We start from the raw sequence: 19,111 nt of genomic DNA, 5'->3' as shown, positions 1-19,111 counted from the left end.
TGGCCGGAAACGGCCGGGCAGTGACGCCCATCGAAACCGGAAACATCATGCAGGAACACGCCATGCCACGAATCCTTGAACGCGCGCTGCGTCCGGCTGCGACCGCGCTCGCCGTGCTGACGCTTGCGCTTGCGGCCGGCTGCGCCGGCAACAGCGCGGTGCTGTCGAATGTCCGCTACGACCTCGGGCCGGCTTCTCCGGTCGTGACGGCCGGTGCGGGCCCCGCGCTGAAGGTGCTCGACGTCGCCGCGCCCGACGCGCTCGATTCGGACAAGTTCGCGTACCGCCTCGCGTACGCGGATGCGCAACACGTGGCCGTCTATCGCGACAGCCGCTGGACCGCACCGCCCGCGCAACTGCTCACGCAGCGGCTGCGCGGCGCGCTGTCGTCGCGCGGCACGGTGCTCGAAGGGTCCGACGGCGTGCGCGCGCCGACCCTCAAGGTCGACCTGAACGAATTCGAGCAGGTGTTCGACGGGCAGTCGCAAAGCCACGGCGCCGTCACCGCGCGCGCGACGCTGACGCTCGACGGCAAGGTGCTCGGCCAGCGCACGTTCGTCGCGCGCGCGCCGTCGAGCACGCCCGACGCGGCCGGCGGCGCGCGTGCGCTCGCGACGGCGAGCGACGAGCTCGTGTCGCAGATCGCCGCGTGGGTCGGCATGCAGGCGTACGCGGGCACGCCGTGACGCACGCCGCGCAGCCGCGATGAACGCGACCGGCCCGCATCGCGAATCGCCGCTCGCGCGGCAGGCCTTTGCCGCCTACGCGGCGCTTATCGTCTACGCGTCGCTGTATCCGTTCGAAGGCTGGGTGTCGCTCGGCATCGGGCCGTTCGACTACCTGTTCGCGCCGATGCAGCGCTACGTGACCGCGTTCGACGTGGTCACGAACGTGCTCGGCTATTTGCCGTTCGGCGCGCTCGGCGTGCTTGCGCTGCACCCGCGCTGGCGCGGGGTTGCCGCGACGCTGATCGCGGGCGCGCTCGGCGTGCTGCTGTCGGGCTCGATGGAGGCGCTGCAGACCTACCTGCCGACGCGCATCGCGTCGAATCTCGATCTCGCGGCCAACGCGCTCGGCGCGCTGCTGGGCGCGGCGCTCGTCGCGCCGGCCACCGGTGCGCTGCTCGACCGCGGCGCGCTGCGCCGGCTGCGCTTCGCGTGGTTCGAGGCCGATGGCGCGACGCCGCTGCTGCTGGCCGTGCTGTGGCCGTTCGCGATCCTGTTTCCGTCGCCGTTCCTGTTCGGCATCGGCGACTGGCCGGCCGCGCTGTGGGAGCGCGCCGACGCGTCGATGCAGGACACGCTGCTCGCTTGGCTGCCGGCCGCGTGGCACGTGAGCGAATGGCCCGAGCGCGTCGACGGCTGGCTGTCCGATTCCGCGTGGGAGGCCGCGCTCGGCGGGCTGATGCTGTTCGCCGTGCTGGCGATCGCGTCGCTCGCGATGCGGCCGAGTGCGCCGCGCATCCGGCTGCTGATCGCATTCGTCGCCGCGACGCTCGTGCTGAAGGCGGCCGCGACGTTCATGCAGTCGGCCACCGGCCTCGTCGTCGTGTGGGCGACGCCCGGCGCGCGGCTCGGCATCGAGCTCGGCTTCGCGGCCGCGCTCGTCGCGCTGCACGTGCCGGCGACCTGGCGCGCGACGCTGGCGGCACTCGCGCTACTGGCCGGCGTGGCGCTCGTCAACCTGCTGCCGGTCAATCCGTTCTTCGACTTCACGCTGTCGGGCTGGCGGCAGGGCCGCTACGTGCACTTCAACAGCATCGCGCGCTGGCTCGCGTGGATCTGGCCGTACGCGGCGCTGATCTGGCTCGGCCAGCGCGTCGAGCGCGCGTGGCTGCCGGCCGCGGTGCGCCGCTGACGGTGCAGGCCGGGCAGCGCAGTCCCGGCCGCATCGCGGGCAGCGGCGCGCGCCGGTCGCTATAATCGTCCGGACCATCATCCGTTGCACCGCGCAACGGCTATCGCCCCTCTTTCCGCCCGGCATCGCGCCGGGCCGCTCGTCACCATCATGGATTCCTACTACCAGCACCACGTCTTCTTCTGCCTGAACCAGCGCGAACCGGGCGCCGAGCGGCCGAGCTGCGCGCAATGCGACGCGCAGACCATGCAGGAATACGCGAAAAAGCGCGTGAAGGAACTCGGCCTCGCGGGGCCCGGCAAGGTTCGCATCAACAAGGCCGGCTGCCTCGACCGCTGCGAGGAAGGGCCCGTGATGGTCGTGTACCCGGAAGGCACGTGGTACACGTACGTCGACCAGGCCGACATCGACGAGATCGTCGAATCGCACCTGCGCGACGGCAAGGTCGTCGATCGCCTGAAGATCTGAGCGGGCCGGCCGAATGAACGTTCATACGCAGAAATCGCTGATCGCGGGCCCGGTCGGGCAGATCGAAATCGCGGTCGACCTGCCCGACGCCGTGCGCGAAGGCAGCGCCGCGCCGCGCGGCATCGCGCTCGTCGCGCATCCGCATCCGCTGTTCGGCGGCACGATGGACAACAAGGTCGCGCAGACCCTGGCGCGCACGCTCGTGCAGCTCGACTACGTCGTCTACCGGTCGAACTTCCGCGGCGTCGGCGCGACCGAAGGCGTGCACGACAACGGCACCGGCGAGGCCGACGACCTGCTCGCGGTGCTCGCCCACATGCGCGCGCAGCCCGCGTATGCGGACCTGCCGCTCGTGCTCGCGGGCTTCTCGTTCGGCACCTTCGTGCTGTCGCATGTCGCGAAGCGGCTGCGCGACGCGGGCGTGCCGATCGAGCGGATGGTGTTCGTCGGCACGGCCGCAAGCCGCTGGCAGGTGGCCGACGTGCCGGAGAACACGCTCGTGATCCACGGCGAAACCGACGACACGGTGCCGATCGCGTCGGTGTACGACTGGGCGCGGCCGCAGGAGCTGCCGGTCGTCGTGATCCCCGGCGCCGAGCATTTCCTCCATCGCAAGCTGCATGTGCTGAAGCGCATCATCGTCGACGCGTGGCGCTAGCCGGCACGCGGGGGCTGGCGTAACGGCCGGCGGCTCGCGTTGCGCACCGGCACCCGCCGAATGCGCGATCGACCACACGACATCGCGCCGCACCGCGCGCAACCGGACTTGCACACCGCCTGCGCGCGCCTTTCGCGCGGCTTCGGGCGATTTCCCGCAGCGTGCCCGCGCTATCCTCCTGAAGCCGGTGTGCGGCCGTCCTGCGATCGTGCGGTGTTCGGCGCAAATCGGCACCGACGTGCTGCGCCTTCGGGCGCCGTGGCGGCGCTGCAAATTCTCGCGATGCCGCCGGATATCGCCGCGGTTTGCGCGTTGCCGCGAGCACGATTGCGCCGGCACGTCGACACCGCGTGGCACGGGACGCGACACCAGGTTCGCGAAAACGCCGTTCGCGGCCACGTATAATGGCCGCATTTCGCGTCGCCCGCGGCCCGGCTGGGCGCATGCGGCGCTCGTTTCGCCGCCTGTCCGCCCGCTCGCGACGGCCGCGAACCGAACGCGTCCGCACGAGTCCAACCGGCGCGTTTCGCGTCGCCCGACGATGTCGGGCGAGTGCCCGAAACGCCCGCCGCCTTGCCGTTCAACCCTGCGCGTTTCGCACCGCACTTTCTGCCATCAGCCTGAATCGATCATGCGTCTGTCTCCCCAAGGCCTCAAGTCCCTCGCTTCCTCCATCGCCTTCGGCACCGCCGCGCGCAACGTCGCGCTCGGCGTGATGCTGCCCGTCGCGCTCGCGTCGACGATCGTCGTCGCCGAGGCGAAGCCGGCCGCCAAGGCCAAGGCCGCGCATGCGGCGCCGGCCGCCGCTGCCGAGCAGTTCACCGGCGCGCCCGCAGTCTACATGCCGGGCGCGGTGCCGCCGCCGGGCGTGAATGCGCGTTCGTGGGTGCTCGTCGACGCGACGAGCAACACGGTGCTCGCATCGGGCAATGCGGACGAGCGCGTCGAGCCCGCGTCGCTGACGAAGCTGATGACGGCCTACCTCGTGTTCGAGGCGCTCGACAAGAAGAAGATCTCGATGGAGCAGATCGTCACGCCGAGCGACGCGGTGCGCCGCGTCGGCCGCGACGAGTCGCGCATGTTCATCGAGGCGAACAAGCCGGTGTCCGTGCACGACCTCGTGTACGGGATGATCATCCAGTCGGGCAACGACGCCGCGATCGCGCTGGCCGAACTCGTCGGCGGCAGCGAAGGGCAGTTCGTCACGCTGATGAACGACGAGGCACAGCGCCTCGGCATGAAGGGCACGCACTTCGCCGACGTGAACGGCATGCCCGACCCGAACCACTACACGACGGCCGGCGACCTCGCGAAGCTGTCCGCGCACCTGATCCGCGATTTTCCGCAGTACTACGGCATCTTCTCGGAGAAGGAATTCAAGTACAACAACATCCGCCAGGGCAACCGCAACCGTCTGCTGTGGCTCGACCCGACGGTCGACGGCCTGAAGACGGGCCATACGCAGGCGGCCGGCTACTGCCTGATCGCGTCGGCCAAGCGCGCGATTCCGGGTGTCGACGGCCAGCGCCGCCTGGTGTCGGTGATGATGGGCGAGCAGAAGGAAGGCGAGCGCACGCAGGACAGCATGAAGATGCTGAACTACGGCTATAGCGCGTTCGATTCGGTGCGCCTGTTCAAGGGCGGCCAGGCGATCTCGACGCCGCGCATCTACAAGGGCAAGGCGAACACCGTGCAGGTCGGCGTGAAGGGCGACCAGTGGGCGACCGTGCCGCGCGGCCTCGGCGACAAGGTCAAGACGGAAGTCGACGTCAACGCGCCGCTGATCGCGCCGCTCGCGGAAGGCCAGCAGGTCGGCACCGTGAAGATCGTCGCCGACGGCAAGACGCTGTCCGAATTCCCGGTCGTCGCGCTGCAGGCCGTGCCGGAAGCCGGTATCTTCGGCCGTATCTGGGACTCGATCCTGCTGATGTTCAGCAAGAAGAAGTAAGCGAGACGGGCCTTTGTTTTTACGACTTCATCCCCATCTGTCATAACCATGAGCCAAGCCGAATTCGAACCGATCGTCTACCTCAGCGTCTCGTCGCAGGAGGAACTGGTGCCGCTGTCCGAAGCCCGTGTCCCGGTGCTCGACCGCGGGTTCATCTTCGGCGACGGCGTGTATGAAGTCGTCCCCGTTTATGCGCACGACGGCGCGCACGTGCCGTTCCGGATCGAGCAGCATCTGGAGCGGCTCGCGCGCAGCCTGAAGAAGATCGGCATCGACAACCCGCACGACGCCGCTGGCTGGCGCGCGCTGATCGAGCGCGTCGTCGCGGTGAATGCCGAAGGCCTCGGCGACGGCAACGCGCTCGTCTACCTGCAGGTGACGCGCGGCGTCGCGAAGCGCGGCCATGCGTTCCCGGCGAACGCGGTGCCGACGGTGTTCGCGATGACGAGCCCGCTGCGCCTGCCGTCGGAAGAAGAGCGCGCGAAGGGCGTGCGTTGCGTGACGGCCGAGGATCGCCGCTGGCTGCATTGCGACATCAAGTCGATCTCGCTGCTCGGCAACGTGCTGATGGCGCAGCATGCGGCGGAACGCGATGCGTTCGAGACGCTGCAACTGCGCGACGGCTACCTGACCGAAGGCTCGTCGTCGAACGTGTGGGTCGTGAAGAATGGCGAGCTGCTCGCGCCGCCGCGCAGCAACAAGATCCTCGAGGGGATCCGCTACGCGCTGGTCGAGGAGCTGGCCGACGAATGCAGGATTCCGTTCGTCGCGCGCGAGATCAGCGAAGCGGAGTTGCGCGCGGCCGACGAGATCATGATCACGTCGGCCACGAAGGAAGTGCTGCCTGTCACGTCGCTCGACGATCTGCCCGTGCAGGGCGGCAAGCCGGGCCCCGTGTTCGCGGCGCTGTACGACGCGTACCAGCGTGCGAAGGCACGCGAGTTTGAACAGTTTGACCTAACCCGGAGAAAATGATGAGCGAACCGACCAAAACCGTCGAGGTCACCGGCGCGATCGAGACCCGGAAGGAGTCGCTGCTGGAGTTCCCGTGCGATTTCCCGATCAAGATCATGGGCAAGGCGCACCCCGAATTCAAGGACACGATCTTCAAGGTCGTCGCCGTTCACGACAACGAGATCGATGTCGAGAAGATCGAGGAGCGCGCGTCGAGCGGCGGCAATTACACGGGCCTCACGATCACCGTGCGCGCGACGAGCCAGGAACAGCTCGACAATATCTACCGCGCACTGACCGGCCATCCGATGGTCAAGGTCGTACTCTAAGCGCCTTCCATCCTCCTTCCTGCGCGCACTCGGCGGGGGTCTTCCCCGCCGCGCGCCGCGCGTCCAGCTCGTCGCACAGCCGCTTGTATTCGGCGACTTCCTCGAGCAGCCAGGTCCTGAACGCCTGCACGCGCGGCGTGTTCAGCAGCGGCGGCGGACACACGAAAAAATAGTGCCACGGGCTCGGCCCGTCGATGTCGAACAGGCGCACGATGCGCCCGTCCAGCAGGTCGTGCACCGCGAGCGAGCGGCGCACGAGCGCGATGCCCTGGCCGTCGATCGCGGCCAGCAGCAGGTTCGACGAATCCTGGTACAGAATCCCCCGCTTCGGCTCGGTCAGCGTATCGAGCCCGGCCGCGTCGAACCACGGCCGCCACAGCTCGTCGTCCGAGCGCAGCAGGTTGTAGTGCGCGAGATCGGCGGGCGTCTGCGGCAGCTTGCCGCCGTTCAGCGTCGGCGCGCACGCCGGAAAGAACACTTCCTCGAACAGCGGCTCGACGTGCAGCCCCGGGTAGCTGCCGAAGCCGAAGCGGATCGCGAGATCGACGTCGTCGCGCGCGAAATCGGTGAGCGAGTTGGTCGACTGCAGCTCGACGTCGATTTCCGGATGCCGCTCGATGAACGTGCCGATGCGTGGCGTGATGAAGCGCGCGGCGAACGACGACAGCATCGACACCACGAGCCGCCGGTCGCGGTCGCTCGCGCGCACGTCGCGCGTCGCGTCGGCGATCACCATCAGCGCGGTGCGGATCTGCTGCGCGTAGCGCATGCCGGCGTCGGTCAGGCACAGTCGCTTGCCGTTGCGCGTGAAAAGCTGCACGCCGAGCTCCTCCTCGAGCGCACGCACCTGGTGGCTGACCGCGCCGTGCGTGACGTACAGCTCGTCGGCGGCGCGCGAGAAATTCTCGTGACGGGCGGCGGCTTCGAACGCGCGAATCGCGTTCAATGCAGGCAGCTGGCGGAGGTCCATTTGCTAATTTTCCTCACATCGACGTGAAAATTGGTCGTTTTGTCGGATGCCTTGAAGTGACTACGATTGTAGCCATCGAAGCACTTATTGGCGGAGTCGATCATGCAAGAAATTTCCTCAAGCATCACGTTCGAAATCCCCGTTGGCGAAACCGTGCCGATGAAGGTGCAACGCAGCACGCGGCTGATCGTCCAGTGCGGGCCGGTCTGGGCGACGCGCAGCAACGACGTCGACGACTACTTCCTGGTCGACGGCGAGACGCTGAAGCTGCGCCGCGGCGAGCGGCTGTGGCTCAGCGCGGAAGGCCGGGAGGGCGCGTGCGTCGCGTTCTCGGTGTCGCGGCCGCCCAAGGAAGTCGCGCTCGGCGGGCTGGCACGGCTGCGCGAACGTGTCACCGCGCTGCTCCACGACGGATGGCGCACGGTTTGACCGCCATTTCCTCCGACGGATACTGACGATCCGTCCCTTTCCCCGGCCGGCGAGACCCATGGGTTTTCGGTAAACTACCGCCCATGTCCGTTTCGCCGGTTTCCATCGTGTCCACGCCTGTCGCCGTTTCCGCATCGCCTGCCGAATCGCCGGATCACCCGGTCACCGTGCGCTGGCGGGGCGTCGAGGCCTACGAGACGAGCTTCGACGCGATGCGCGCGTTCACCGACACGCGCACGGCCGACACCGGCGACGAGCTCTGGGTGGTCGAGCATCCGCCCGTCTACACGCTCGGCCAGGCGGGCGACCCGGCCCACCTGCTGGTGGCCGACAGCGGCGTGCCGCTTGTGAAGGTCGACCGCGGCGGGCAAATCACTTATCACGGCCCCGGCCAGATCGTCGTCTACCTGCTGCTGGATTTGCGCCGGCGCAAGCTGATGGTGCGCACGCTCGTGACGAAGATCGAGGAGGCCGTGATCGAAACCCTCGCGGCGTATAATCTCGCTTCGGTCCGCAAGGCGGGCGCGCCGGGGATCTATGTGGCATCCGGCGTGCACGAAGGCGCGAAAATCGCGGCCCTCGGCCTGAAGATCCGCAACGGCTGCAGCTATCACGGGCTGAGCCTGAACGTGAAGATGGATCTGCGCCCGTTTCTTGCGATCAACCCGTGCGGCTATGCCGGACTGGAAACCGTCGACATGGCGAGCCTCGAGGTTGCCGCCGACTGGAACGACGTCGCCCACACGCTGGTGCGCCGTCTGATCGCCAACCTCGATGGCGCATCCGCGGCCGCCGACAAGCCGCAGGCACTGGAACAATCGAATGACTGACGTTACCGCTTCTCCCGCACCGGCCGATTCGGCCGCGACCGCTGCCTACGATCCGACTGCCAAGCAGAAGGCGCAGGCGAAGACGGCGCGCATCCCGATCAAGGTCATTCCGATCGAGAAGCTGAAGAAGCCCGAGTGGATCCGCGTGAAGGCGGCCACCGGCAATTCGCGCTTCAACGAGATCAAGACGATCCTGCGCGAGCACAACCTGCATACGGTGTGTGAGGAAGCGAGCTGCCCGAACATCGGCGAATGCTTCGGCAAGGGCACTGCGACGTTCATGATCATGGGCGACAAGTGCACGCGCCGCTGCCCGTTCTGCGACGTCGGCCACGGCCGCCCCGATCCGCTCGACACCGACGAGCCGAAGAACCTCGCGCGCACGATCGCCGCGCTGAAGCTCAAGTACGTGGTGATCACGAGCGTCGACCGCGACGACCTGCGCGACGGCGGCGCCGGCCACTTCGTCGAATGCATCCGCGAAGTGCGCGAGCAGTCGCCGGAAACGCGCATCGAGATCCTGACGCCGGACTTCCGCGGCCGTCTCGACCGCGCGATCTCGATCCTGAACGCCGCGCCGCCCGACGTGATGAACCACAACCTCGAAACGGTGCCGCGTCTGTACAAGGAAGCGCGCCCGGGTTCGGACTACGCGCACTCGCTGAAGCTCTTGAAGGACTTCAAGGCGCTGCATCCGGACGTCGCGACGAAGTCGGGCCTGATGGTCGGCCTCGGCGAGACCGAAGAGGAAATCCTGCAGGTGATGCGCGACCTGCGTGCGCACGATGTCGACATGCTGACGATCGGCCAGTACCTGCAGCCGTCCGAGCACCACCTGCCGGTGCGGGCGTACGTGCATCCGGATACGTTCAAGATGTACGAGGAAGAGGCATACAAGATGGGCTTCACGCACGCGGCCGTCGGCGCGATGGTGCGTTCGAGCTATCACGCCGATTTGCAGGCGCATGGGGCCGGGGTGGTTTGATTTGCTCGCTGAGCTGAACGAAAAAACCGCGGCGCGTTTTTTTCGTTCAGTTTTTCTCGATATCCCGCAAAGCTGCGGTTTTTGGCGGCCCAGGCATCAAATAATCAGGTACGAGAAAATGTCACGCGTTTCACGAACGTGCCAGAAATGCTTTGACCCGATTCATTGCCTCGGAGCAGTCTTTTTCTCTAAACAGGCGCGACGCCATTTGGACTGGGTCACCGAAGAAGAAGCGTTCATATAGGATTTGGCGCCCGCCAAATGCCGAGATCGCCGTGTCCCAAGCCAACCGGTACAGCGCGATCCGATCGTAGGCATCCATGCGGGCTGCCTCGTAATAGCGTCTGATGTCTGCGGCAAGCGGCCCGTCGAGAGATATCGTGGACGGCATCGAAACGAGGCCACTGGCTCCGAGTTGCTGAATGATCTCGACCATTCTGGGATAGAGGCGAGGATACAGATTTCTAGCAGCGTCGAGTGGATCCCAGGCCGGAACGAGCATCCCGAAGGCATTGTTGTGGGCGCCGGCTTCGGCTGCATGCCTGAAGGCCTTCAAGGTTTCAAGATTGACCCAGACTTCCGCCATTTTTTCATGAACGTGCTGAAATTTTTCCAGCCCGGATCCTTCGATCATCAGGGAGACTAGGCCGAGGAGAAACTCGGTTTTGACGATATTCTTGCAAACTACTTGGTAAGCCATGTGTGCGGTTGCACCGGTGGCCATATAGGCCATATTGCAAATATCGATATCTCGATAGCAAAAGACACGTTCCCACGGAACAAACACGTCATCAAAGATAGCGATCGCATCCATTTCCTCGAATCGGGCGCTAAGCGGGTGATTCGCCGCGCCGAATCCGTAATCTACCGAGTCGCGGCAGACGAAGCGCAGGCCGGGCGTCGCGGTCGGGAGTGCACAGCCAAATGCGTATGACTTTGATCGATCAGAATGATCCATCAAGCGCGCGGGAAAGAGTGCAATCTCGTCGGCGAATGGAAGAGTCGCGAGCAGACGTGCGCCGCGTATTACGATACCGTCATCACGTTCCTCGCTCACGTGAGTGGCAACCGCCGCATCAACCTGGAGCGCTGGGCCGACTAGGCGGTCAGGACGAGGATTGAGCAGTGTGTGAGTCAGCGATAGGTCGTTTTCACGAATGAAATCATGGTATCGGATGGCGTTTGCGCTATATGCTCGATCGGAAGTGCCGAACAAGGCTGCACTTCCCGAGAAAGAGGATACTGCGCGATTCAGATACGCGGGCTCGCGCCCGAGCATCCCCATACTGTATTGGGCGCTATGCTGAAGGGCGTTGCCAAGCGAAACGAGGTCTGAGGGACTGTGGGGAATGCCGAACGAGCGATTGACCATCGTACCCTGGGGGCCCGTCTCGAGCAGGATATCCTCAGCGTTCCATTGGTAATCGTAGAGCCCAGCCAAGGTTGCCACCCCATTCTTGAACGCTGGATCGACGGTAACGTCGGTGACCCGCGCACCGCGATGCCAGATTTCGGCAGGATGTTTACGCAAGCGCTCGATAACATCGGCGCCATGTCGAGCGCCAGTGAATTGGAGGTTTGTCGTTGGAGAGTCATTCATATTTATCGGGGCAAGGTAAATTGATTGCAGGAAGCGTGGGCGCGTGACTATTCGTGATTTGGTTGATCTGTTGGCATTCCGCTTTATCGATCCTTTTCGTCATAGCAAAGCGCTGCTATCTGCCATCGATCGTCGCAGATTAACCAGAGTTCTAGAAAATCAAACGTGGTAAGTATTCTTCCGTCACGTCGCATTGAACCAGTTCCGGAAAACGACGCCCATTGTTTTTCTTCGGAAATCTTCGTGGTTTCGTCGTGAACGTATAGGCCGAAATTGCGCCAAGTTTGCTCGAGCAGGTGCCGCTGTATATAGGATATTTGTTGAGATTTCGTCAGTATTCGATTTCCTCGTTTTACGAAGAAATGAGAATTTTCCACGAAATTAAGCTGATCGACATCGCCGTTCATGTAGGCGTCGATCCAAACGTCCCTCATTTGCAATAAACTGTATCTGAGCTTCATGAGCCTTCGCTGGATTGATTTTTTTGGTTGGATTATAGATGTTTGGTGCCGACTTGATAATTCGGGAGGGTGAATGTTGGGCGTCGTCTATTGTGAATTTTGATAGCGTTTTTCATGCACTCTTCGAGATCAATTTCTCGGATTGCATTGATTATATTTTCTCGGAAAATATAAAAATCAGGCGAGTCCGAGTTGAAATTGATGGTGCCACGGAAAATGTCGCTAAGTCCAAGTTGATTGGCTATGGCGTGAACGATATCCAATTTTCTCGGAAAATCAAGGCCAAATGTTATATGTAATGAATGGGGTGAGATGGTTTGGACGTTGTGCCAGTAGCCGGAAGGGAGATATAGACTGGATCCCGTTGGTAGGTTTTCCAGGAGATCAGGCGAGCCGGTTGGCGGATCGAGATAGAAGCTCTTGTCCCCTCTGTTTGGTGAGGTGTACGTCGGATTATAGATGTGCCAACGCTTTGTACCGGACAACTGCACTGAAATGATATCGTGGTCGTCAAAATGGCATCCGAAGCTTGTCCCGGATTGAGCGGAGATATAGAGATTCGCCCACGACTGGCATTTCAGGGTGTGTTCGATTTCAGTGGTCAATGCCAAGACGGATGGAAGGTAATCCTGGCATCCGTCGATGATGATGGTGCAACCGTCATCCAGTGCACGATACAAAAGATCGGGCATGATTGTCGCGAACCTACCGCCACGCGGATTCGTGCCGTATCTTAGAAATCCGCAGTATCCGCGTGGATATTCCATGTCAGCACTGCTAATTCTAATTCTGGGGTAGTCGAGCAATCCGCTTTCTAGGAGAGCGTTTACGGTGCTCCAATTAGGTAAGTTTTGATGCGTCACGGGACCAAGCAGATGCGGGTGAGTATGCAGCACGTGCTTGGTGAAGAATTCGAGATCGAAATTCGAGAAGAGAGTTTTATTCACGAATAATCTCCAGCTTTTTTAGATCGGAATTTGCCGCGAGGACGAAGGCATTGACCGGAATATTCGAGGTTCCGAACAATTGGTGAGGATCCTGATGCAGAATGATGAGGATGTAGACGCGATTCGACAAATCCGAAATTAGCGAGGCCAAGCTGGTCACGCCGGCAGTGTCCAATCCCGCAAACGGCTCGTCGAGGATGATCAGGTCTGCGTTTTGCAAGAGCGCTCTGGCGACTCCTAGTCGCTGCCGTTCGCCTCCGGATAGTAGCGCTCCTTTTTCACCGACGACAAAGTCGAGACCATCGGTGGTGCAAAATTTACTTAGTCCGACAGACGATAGCGTTGATATCAATTCATTGTCGTGGGCATCGGGATTGCCGTAGAGCAGATTGTTGCGGACGGATTCATTGAAAATGATGCTTTCTTGCGATGTGGAGGAAATCGACTGGAGCAAGGAATCGCGCTCAACAGACGACATGTCGATACCGCATAGAAAAATCTTCGAGGCAGGAGGAGTGATTTCACCTCTCATGATACGCGCGAGCGTGCTTTTGCCGATCCCACTGTCCCCTCTCATCGAGTTGACGTGGCCTTTTAGAATGACGATATCACCCGTAACTGGATACGATTGCCTGTTTCTATAGTCAAATAAAATGAGATTTTGGATTTTGTAGTGAACATGTTCTGTTGTTCGAATATTGATTGCGACCAGCTCGTGCTGCGCTACATTCGCTTGAGTGAGTGCATCCGATATTCGCTCAATATCAATTTTGGCGTGCAGGATGTTTCTGTAGTTGAATCCGAGTGAATTGATCTGTGAAATCATATGAGCTAATCCAGTGGAGAGCATGATCGTGGTACCTATGCTTCCGATTTCATCACCTTCGAACCACGAGAGCGCGACGTACGCCATGCCCCCGCAAAGTACGGCTGCCCAGATGCTGTCTTTCAGGAGATCCTTTGAGTGACCAAACCGTTTTTTTGCCAACATCGTCAAGAGCATCGAATGTTTACGAATGCGCACCGAGATTGCCTCGGGTGAAATCGGTGCGGCATTGATGAAACTGTCATGCATGAAGGCAGAGCACGCCGCATCCGCTTCGGAGATGCTTCGAATGATCGGCACGCGAGTACGAGTAACTTTGATGATGTAGATCGAATAAATCGCGCCGCATAGTACGAGTGCCAGACTCGCACTTGGTCCAATCAAGAAAAGAGTGAGCGCTATGATCGAAATAAACTCGAAAGTGATGGATAGCGTGGAGCGCAACGTATTATTCAGAAACGAGCGGACTGACCCGATGGCATCTTGAAGTCTCTTCTGCAACTCTCCGGAGTTTTTTTGCCTTGACGAACTGGCGTCCAGATTGATGACGTGCTTGTACCATGCGTCTCTAATGTCATTTTCCAATCTCGCCGCAAGGATGTTGGACGAGAATGTCGTGATTCCGCCGCAGATGGGAAGCAGCAGACGTTGAGTCGAGAAAAGCAATGCGAATAAGTAGATACCTTGCGTGCTGTTGCTTTGAATGCTTTCCGTTAGCCATTTCAAAAGTGCACCCAAAGAGGTATTGAGTGCTGAAGTAGCGGCAGATGCGACGAAAATAACGAAAAGCAAGCCACGATATCGATTTATCAACAATGGCAGGCGAGACGCATGTTTAGTGTGTCTGTTCAAGATAGGTGCAATGGAAGGATTGCTGGTCAGGGGAGGCGTCATGAACGAGACGTGGCACCATGCAGTTGTGCCGGTGGACAATGAATGGCGCCGTCGCTTATGACTTGCCAGATCCGGATGGTCTGTCCATGACGCGTATCGAAGTCGTGATCGATGATTCGTCGATCAGGAATACAAACTCTTGTTCGAGTTGCATGAGCAATAGACTCCGCAACCGTGCCCACCACAGTACATGGATGGATTCTGTCGCTGGATGATTCCTTCGATCAGTTCAGTCGGCGTCAAGGATCTTGCTGCTTCGGGATCCATTGGCGATCCGATGTGAACAAGATCTTCGTGGTAAACAGGGCGTTGGAGGGTGTTGAGTTTTTGTAGCGAATAGGAGTTGCCGAATTCGACATACCATTTTCTTACGGTTTCGATACCGAAGGTCTCGTGGATGATGTCGATTTGCTGCTGAAGCCGAATCCGCTTGTATTCGGACAGGCTGATCCCGTGAGATGAGAGATCTCTGATTTTCTCGATGAGATGCGCTCTACAGAAGGGGATGTGATGTAGCATCCTCCCGAAAAATGCATCGCAGAACTCGGAGTATTCTTTGGTGAAAAGAATAAAGGTGTGCCACATCTTATCGATGATGAGGACAGACTCGTCGATTTCGAAGGTGATGCAGCGTCTCTGTGCATGATCCGCTAGGAAAAGGAATTTCTTGGTTTCCTCAAAGATGTCGCTGGCGGCTTGCTCGCTTACACTCCATTTATCCCGAAATTTTTTGACGACGTCATCGTTTCGGTATTTGGCGAGTTCTGCCGGAAAGCAGAAAGGCGTACTGTCTGAATTAGAAGGCGAAGCGGATTGATATATCTGAGTTGCATTTTCCATGGTTCCTCGCGATGTTGCGGTGCATGCACCTTTGTGAGTGATTTTTATCGATCCGAGTGTCAAACGATTTTTCGTTTGATATGGAAAGCTAACGTTTACTTTGTCGAATTGATATGAGACTTGTACGAAATGTTATCTGGTTGGAAGGGGCGCGTGTCTGGCGATACGCGAACTGGATTGGTGATTCAACTAAGCCATTCGATCTGGAAAACTAGATCTTCGTCGAGAATCTGAAATCTAGTTTCAAATTCTATGGTGAAGGCCCCACGGAGAATCTACATTCTGGTTTGTCTCGCCTGTCATTGTGTTCTCATTTGTTGCCCTCGCATGCGGGGGCGACGCTCGAGGTCGGTCGACGTGATACAAAGGGATGTACGGCGCTAGTATCCACACGCGTTTGAGACAGTTGCCGAGACACCCGCGATTGTTTCTGTCGTCGCTTCGTAGGCGAACTGTGATCACATGTCTCCACACACTGATCGCCGCTCAATCGACGATTAAATTCAATAGAGCATGAAAAGCAAAGCTCGAGCGGCATCGATAGCTTCGCAGGATAAGTTCGCTCCCGCCGCGCGCAAAGCTCCTATAGTCGGCTCTCCCGCAGCAAAGTCCGCATTTCGAAGGAGAGCCGCATGTCCCGTTTCAGCTTCATCCGCCGCGCCGTCGTTGCGCTGACCGCCTTTGCCGCGTTCGGCGCGGCGCACGCCGAATCGCGCGAAGTCGTGATCGCGTACCAGGACATGGTCGTGCCGTGGCGCTACGCGCAGGCGAGCGGTGAAGTCGAAAAGGCGACCGGCTACAAGGTAACGTTTCGCAAGCTCGACAGCGGCGCCGACGTGATCCGCGCGCTCGCGTCGGGCTCCGTGCAGCTCGGCGAAGCCGGGTCGAGCCCGATCGCGGCCGGACTGTCGCAGGGGCTCGACATTTCGCTGTTCTGGGTACTCGACAACATCAACGATGCCGAGGCGCTCGTCGCGCGCAACGGCTCGGGCGTCACCAGCATCGCGGCGCTGAAGGGCAGGAAGATCGGCGTGCCGTTCGTGTCGACGTCGCATTTCCATACGCTCGTCGCGCTGCAGGCCGCGGGCGTCAATCCGAACGACGTGAAGATCGTCAACCTGCGTCCGCCCGAAGTCGCGGCCGCGTGGGCGCGCGGCGACATCGACGCGACCTATATCTGGGATCCCGTGCTGGCGAAGGTCAAGCAGTCGGGCACCGTGCTGACGACGTCGGGCCAGGTTGCGAAAGAAAGCGGCAAGGCCACCTTCGACGGCTTCGTCGTGAGCCGCAAGTTCGCGCGCGAGAACCCCGAGTTCGTCACGCGCTTCGTGAAGGTGCTCGCGGCCGCCGATGCCGATTACCGTGCGCATGCGGCCGCGTGGAAGGCAGGGTCGCCGCAGGTCGCGGCGGTGGCGAAGGTGTCGGGCGCGAACGTGCAGGACGTGCCGGCCAGCCTCGCGCTCTACGCATTCCCGACGGCGGCCGAGCAGGCGTCGCCGACGTGGCTCGGCGGCGGTGCGCAATCGGGCGCCGCGAAGTCGCTCGCGGCCACCGCCACGTTCCTCAAATCGCAGGGCACGATCCAGACGGTGCTGTCCGATTATTCGGCCGGCGTCGATCCGCAATTCGTGCAGAAGGCCGCGCGCTGAGCGCGCCCACGCAACGCATCGCGGAGCACCGCTCATGAGCACGCTGGAAGTCCGTCAGGTATCGGTTGCCTATCCGGGCGAGCGCGGTCGGCCGACGACGCAGGCGCTCGCGCGCGTCGACCTGCGCATCGATGCGGGTGAGTTCGTCGTCGCGCTCGGTGCGTCCGGGTGCGGAAAGACGACGCTGCTGAACTGCATGGCCGGCTTCGTCGCGCCGACGACCGGCGACGTGCGCGTCGACGGCGTGCCGGTCACGGGCCCCGGCGCCGATCGCGGTGTCGTGTTCCAGAAATATGCGCTGCTGCCGTGGCTCGACGTGCTCGACAACGTCGCGCTCGGGCTGCGCTTCGCGCGCGTTCCGAAGGCCGAACGCGAAGCGCGCGCGCGGGAGATGCTTGCGCTGGTCGGGCTCGACAAGCATGCGCATGCGCGTGTGTACGAACTGTCGGGCGGGATGCAGCAGCGTGTCGGCATCGCGCGTGCGCTCGCGAGCGACCCGCGCGTGCTGCTGATGGACGAGCCGATGGGCGCGCTCGACGCGATGACGCGCGGCACGATGCAGGCGCTCGTGCTCGACGTGTGGGCACGCACCGGCAAGACGGTGTTCTTCATCACGCACGACGTCGAGGAGGCGCTGTTCCTCGCGACGCGTCTCGTCGTGATGACGCCGGGCCCCGGCCGGATCGCGGAAACCTTCGAACTGCCGTTCGCGCGGCGCTACGTCGAAACGCGCGATGCGCGCGCGGTGAAGTCGTCGGCGGATTTCATCGTGTGGCGCGAGCGGCTGATTGCGTATCTGCATCGCGACGAAGCCGTCGGGGAAGCCGCGTGACGCGCGAGCTGGCGCGGCAGGGCGCGTCCGTCGGGCGCGGTCGGATCAGCACTTTGCACAGGCAGGACAGCATGAGCACGCAGGATTCGTGGACGGCCGATCGCACGGCCGCGGGTTTCGAGCAGGACGAACACACGACGCGGCGACCCGCGGCGTCGAGCGCCGTGCGCGCGTCGCACCGATACCGGTTGCCGGGGCAGGGCGGGACCGTCGGGCTGAGCGCGGCGACGGTCGCGGCGCTGGCCGTGCTGTGGTGGGTCGCGACGCACCGGCAATGGCTGCCGCCGCTGTTCCTGCCCGCGCCGGAAGCCGTGTGGACGGCCTTCGTCGACGCGTGGCACGGCCGCATCCAGGGCGGCCTGCCGCTGTCCGAGCATCTGCTGTGGAGCGCCGCGCGTGTGTTCGGCGCATTCCTGCTCGCGACCGCGATCGGCGTGCCGGCCGGCATCCTGATGGGCGTGAGCCGCGTCGCGCGCGGCGTGCTCGATCCGCTGCTGGAGTTCTACCGGCCGCTGCCGCCGCTCGCGTACCTGCCGCTCGTCGTGATCTGGTTCGGCATCGACGAAACGGCGAAGCTCGTCGTGATCTTTCTCGCATGTTTCGCGCCAATCGCGATGGCCGCGCGCGCCGGCGTGCGCGCGGCGACGGTCGAGCAGATCAACGCCGCGTATTCGCTCGGCGGCAGCTTCGCGCAGATCGTGCGCCATGTCGTGCTGCCGGCCGCGCTGCCGGAGATCCTCACCGGGCTGCGGATCGCGATCGGGTTCGGCTGGACGACGCTCGTCGCGGCCGAGATGGTCGCCGCGACGGCCGGGCTCGGGCAGATGGTGCTGAATGCGTCGAGCTTCCTGCGCACGGATATCGTCGTGATGGGGATTCTGATCATCGGCGCGATCGCGTGGCTGTTCGATCTCGCGATGCGGTGGGTCGAGCGGCGGGTGGTGCCGTGGAAGGGGAGAGGATAGGTGGCACGTCGGCGTCGCGTCGCCTGCGGGCGGGCCGTGCACGACCGGATCGGTGTCGGCCGAGTGCTCAGATGTGCTGATAGACGACTGTCAGTGGCCGACCGTATACCGCACCGAATTCGGCGATGAAGGCATCGCTCAGCAACCAGTTCTGGAAGCAGAAGCCGAGATTGCCGAACGCCCACGTTGGGTCGAAACGCCACTGCGTAACGGGCTGCCGATGCCCGCACGCGCCGCACGCGAGCGGTGCGTCGTCGTCGCCGTGGTACCAGTGCGAGAACGCGTCGCTCCACGCTTGGCCGAGCGCCGTCTGCTCCGCATCGCAGGCCGGACAGAATATCTCCAGACCGTTCCCGCCCGCATCGAAGACGCGGCGCTCCACGACCACCGTCAGCCAGTTCGGGATCGACGGCGGCAAATTCGCTTTCGCGTCGCATGCGCTCGCATAACGCGGGCCGAGCGGATAGCCGGTCTCGTCGCTTTCCGTGAATCCGCTTTCTTCGAGTCCGTAGGTTCGGCACCAGTCGCGATCCAGGTCGCAGACGCGCGTCGCCGCGCCGACGATCTCGCGTGCCTGCAGCCACGCAATCATGCGCTGCGCTTCGGCAGGCGCCGCGGTGAGCGAAATCGCCGGATCGACCAGATAGGTGAAGTCGTAGCTCATCGCGC

Annotated in this window: 20 protein-coding genes; 13 read left to right on the top strand and 7 right to left on the bottom strand. The window is 62.3% G+C overall.

The genetic code is table 11. From position 1 onward, the window contains the following. Window positions 1-47: 47 nt before the first annotated feature. The 7 genes from AC3WLY_RS15515 to AC3WLY_RS15485 all read left to right on the top strand — a co-directional run bounded on the left by AC3WLY_RS15515 (window position 48) and on the right by AC3WLY_RS15485 (window position 6,214). A complete protein-coding gene (locus AC3WLY_RS15515) occupies window positions 48-686 on the top strand; it encodes an ABC-type transport auxiliary lipoprotein family protein (RefSeq protein ID WP_425131969.1) in 639 nt (212 codons plus the stop codon). A 19-nt stretch (window positions 687-705) separates the two neighbouring features. Continuing rightward, complete coding sequence (locus AC3WLY_RS15510) at window positions 706-1,857, top strand: VanZ family protein (protein WP_175963814.1); 1,152 nt, start codon at window positions 706-708, stop codon at window positions 1,855-1,857. A 150-nt stretch (window positions 1,858-2,007) separates the two neighbouring features. Next, window positions 2,008-2,325 carry a (2Fe-2S) ferredoxin domain-containing protein gene (locus AC3WLY_RS15505; RefSeq protein ID WP_011694422.1) on the top strand — a complete coding sequence of 106 codons (318 nt, stop codon included), beginning with the start codon at window positions 2,008-2,010 and terminating at the stop codon, window positions 2,323-2,325. A gap of 13 nt (window positions 2,326-2,338) precedes the next feature. Beyond that, window positions 2,339-2,983, top strand: a complete 645-nt coding sequence (locus AC3WLY_RS15500; RefSeq protein WP_492310302.1) for an alpha/beta hydrolase — start codon at window positions 2,339-2,341, stop codon at window positions 2,981-2,983. A 631-nt stretch (window positions 2,984-3,614) separates the two neighbouring features. Next, window positions 3,615-4,931: a D-alanyl-D-alanine carboxypeptidase family protein gene (locus tag AC3WLY_RS15495; protein WP_175963816.1), complete on the top strand. Its 1,317-nt coding sequence runs from the start codon at window positions 3,615-3,617 to the stop codon at window positions 4,929-4,931. A 48-nt stretch (window positions 4,932-4,979) separates the two neighbouring features. Next, a complete protein-coding gene (locus AC3WLY_RS15490) occupies window positions 4,980-5,906 on the top strand; it encodes a D-amino acid aminotransferase (RefSeq protein ID WP_310135349.1) in 927 nt (308 codons plus the stop codon). Beyond that, entirely contained in the window at window positions 5,906-6,214 is a 309-nt protein-coding gene (locus AC3WLY_RS15485; RefSeq protein ID WP_011546305.1) for an HP0495 family protein, read from the top strand. The genes AC3WLY_RS15490 and AC3WLY_RS15485 overlap by 1 nt, the downstream gene beginning before the upstream one ends. On the opposite strand, the gene AC3WLY_RS15480 is transcribed toward AC3WLY_RS15485, so the two are convergent. After that, a complete protein-coding gene (locus AC3WLY_RS15480; protein WP_425131971.1) occupies window positions 6,198-7,184 on the bottom strand; it encodes a transcriptional regulator GcvA in 987 nt (328 codons plus the stop codon). The two genes, AC3WLY_RS15485 and AC3WLY_RS15480, sit on opposite strands and share 17 nt — an antisense overlap. A 102-nt stretch (window positions 7,185-7,286) precedes the next feature. Between AC3WLY_RS15480 and AC3WLY_RS15475 the strand changes: the two genes are divergently transcribed. The 3 genes from AC3WLY_RS15475 (at window position 7,287) to lipA (ending at window position 9,428) form a co-directional block, all read left to right on the top strand. Then, window positions 7,287-7,613 carry a DUF2917 domain-containing protein gene (locus AC3WLY_RS15475; protein ID WP_425131972.1) on the top strand — a complete coding sequence of 109 codons (327 nt, stop codon included), beginning with the start codon at window positions 7,287-7,289 and terminating at the stop codon, window positions 7,611-7,613. An 83-nt stretch (window positions 7,614-7,696) separates the two neighbouring features. Further along, window positions 7,697-8,443 carry a lipoyl(octanoyl) transferase LipB gene (gene lipB, locus AC3WLY_RS15470; RefSeq protein WP_111016015.1) on the top strand — a complete coding sequence of 249 codons (747 nt, stop codon included), beginning with the start codon at window positions 7,697-7,699 and terminating at the stop codon, window positions 8,441-8,443. Then, entirely contained in the window at window positions 8,436-9,428 is a 993-nt protein-coding gene (gene lipA / locus AC3WLY_RS15465; protein ID WP_492310303.1) for a lipoyl synthase, read from the top strand. The genes lipB and lipA overlap by 8 nt, the downstream gene beginning before the upstream one ends. 130 nt (window positions 9,429-9,558) lie before the next feature. Here the strand turns inward: lipA and hpaB are convergent, their stop codons facing one another. The 5 genes from hpaB to AC3WLY_RS15440 form a co-directional block, all read right to left on the bottom strand. Next, window positions 9,559-11,028: a 4-hydroxyphenylacetate 3-monooxygenase, oxygenase component gene (gene hpaB / locus AC3WLY_RS15460; protein ID WP_175963821.1), complete on the bottom strand. Its 1,470-nt coding sequence runs from the start codon at window positions 11,026-11,028 to the stop codon at window positions 9,559-9,561. A gap of 83 nt (window positions 11,029-11,111) precedes the next feature. Continuing rightward, entirely contained in the window at window positions 11,112-11,489 is a 378-nt protein-coding gene (locus tag AC3WLY_RS15455; RefSeq protein WP_492332689.1) for a hypothetical protein, read from the bottom strand. A 32-nt stretch (window positions 11,490-11,521) separates the two neighbouring features. Further along, window positions 11,522-12,436: a JmjC domain-containing protein gene (locus AC3WLY_RS15450; protein ID WP_492310304.1), complete on the bottom strand. Its 915-nt coding sequence runs from the start codon at window positions 12,434-12,436 to the stop codon at window positions 11,522-11,524. Next, entirely contained in the window at window positions 12,429-14,156 is a 1,728-nt protein-coding gene (locus tag AC3WLY_RS15445; RefSeq protein WP_492310305.1) for an ATP-binding cassette domain-containing protein, read from the bottom strand. The genes AC3WLY_RS15450 and AC3WLY_RS15445 overlap by 8 nt, the downstream gene beginning before the upstream one ends. A 123-nt stretch (window positions 14,157-14,279) precedes the next feature. Continuing rightward, window positions 14,280-14,996: a UCP032817 domain-containing protein gene (locus tag AC3WLY_RS15440; RefSeq protein WP_492310306.1), complete on the bottom strand. Its 717-nt coding sequence runs from the start codon at window positions 14,994-14,996 to the stop codon at window positions 14,280-14,282. Window positions 14,997-15,628: 632 nt separating this feature from the next. On the opposite strand from AC3WLY_RS15440, the gene tauA reads away from it, so the two are divergent. From tauA to AC3WLY_RS15425, 3 genes are all read left to right on the top strand, one after another. Further along, window positions 15,629-16,645: a taurine ABC transporter substrate-binding protein gene (tauA, locus tag AC3WLY_RS15435; protein WP_175963593.1), complete on the top strand. Its 1,017-nt coding sequence runs from the start codon at window positions 15,629-15,631 to the stop codon at window positions 16,643-16,645. Window positions 16,646-16,679: 34 nt separating this feature from the next. Continuing rightward, a complete protein-coding gene (locus tag AC3WLY_RS15430) occupies window positions 16,680-17,477 on the top strand; it encodes a taurine ABC transporter ATP-binding protein (protein ID WP_175963594.1) in 798 nt (265 codons plus the stop codon). Window positions 17,478-17,548: 71 nt separating this feature from the next. Further along, window positions 17,549-18,442: an ABC transporter permease subunit gene (locus AC3WLY_RS15425; protein WP_492310307.1), complete on the top strand. Its 894-nt coding sequence runs from the start codon at window positions 17,549-17,551 to the stop codon at window positions 18,440-18,442. 67 nt (window positions 18,443-18,509) lie between these two features. On the opposite strand, the gene AC3WLY_RS15420 is transcribed toward AC3WLY_RS15425, so the two are convergent. Then, window positions 18,510-19,106: a hypothetical protein gene (locus AC3WLY_RS15420; RefSeq protein ID WP_310135329.1), complete on the bottom strand. Its 597-nt coding sequence runs from the start codon at window positions 19,104-19,106 to the stop codon at window positions 18,510-18,512. Between the last annotated feature and the right edge of the window lie 5 nt (window positions 19,107-19,111).

It is taken from the genome of Burkholderia sp. FW306-1C-G01B, assembly GCF_058781685.1.
This window is presented reverse-complemented; position numbering and strand designations above follow the sequence as displayed.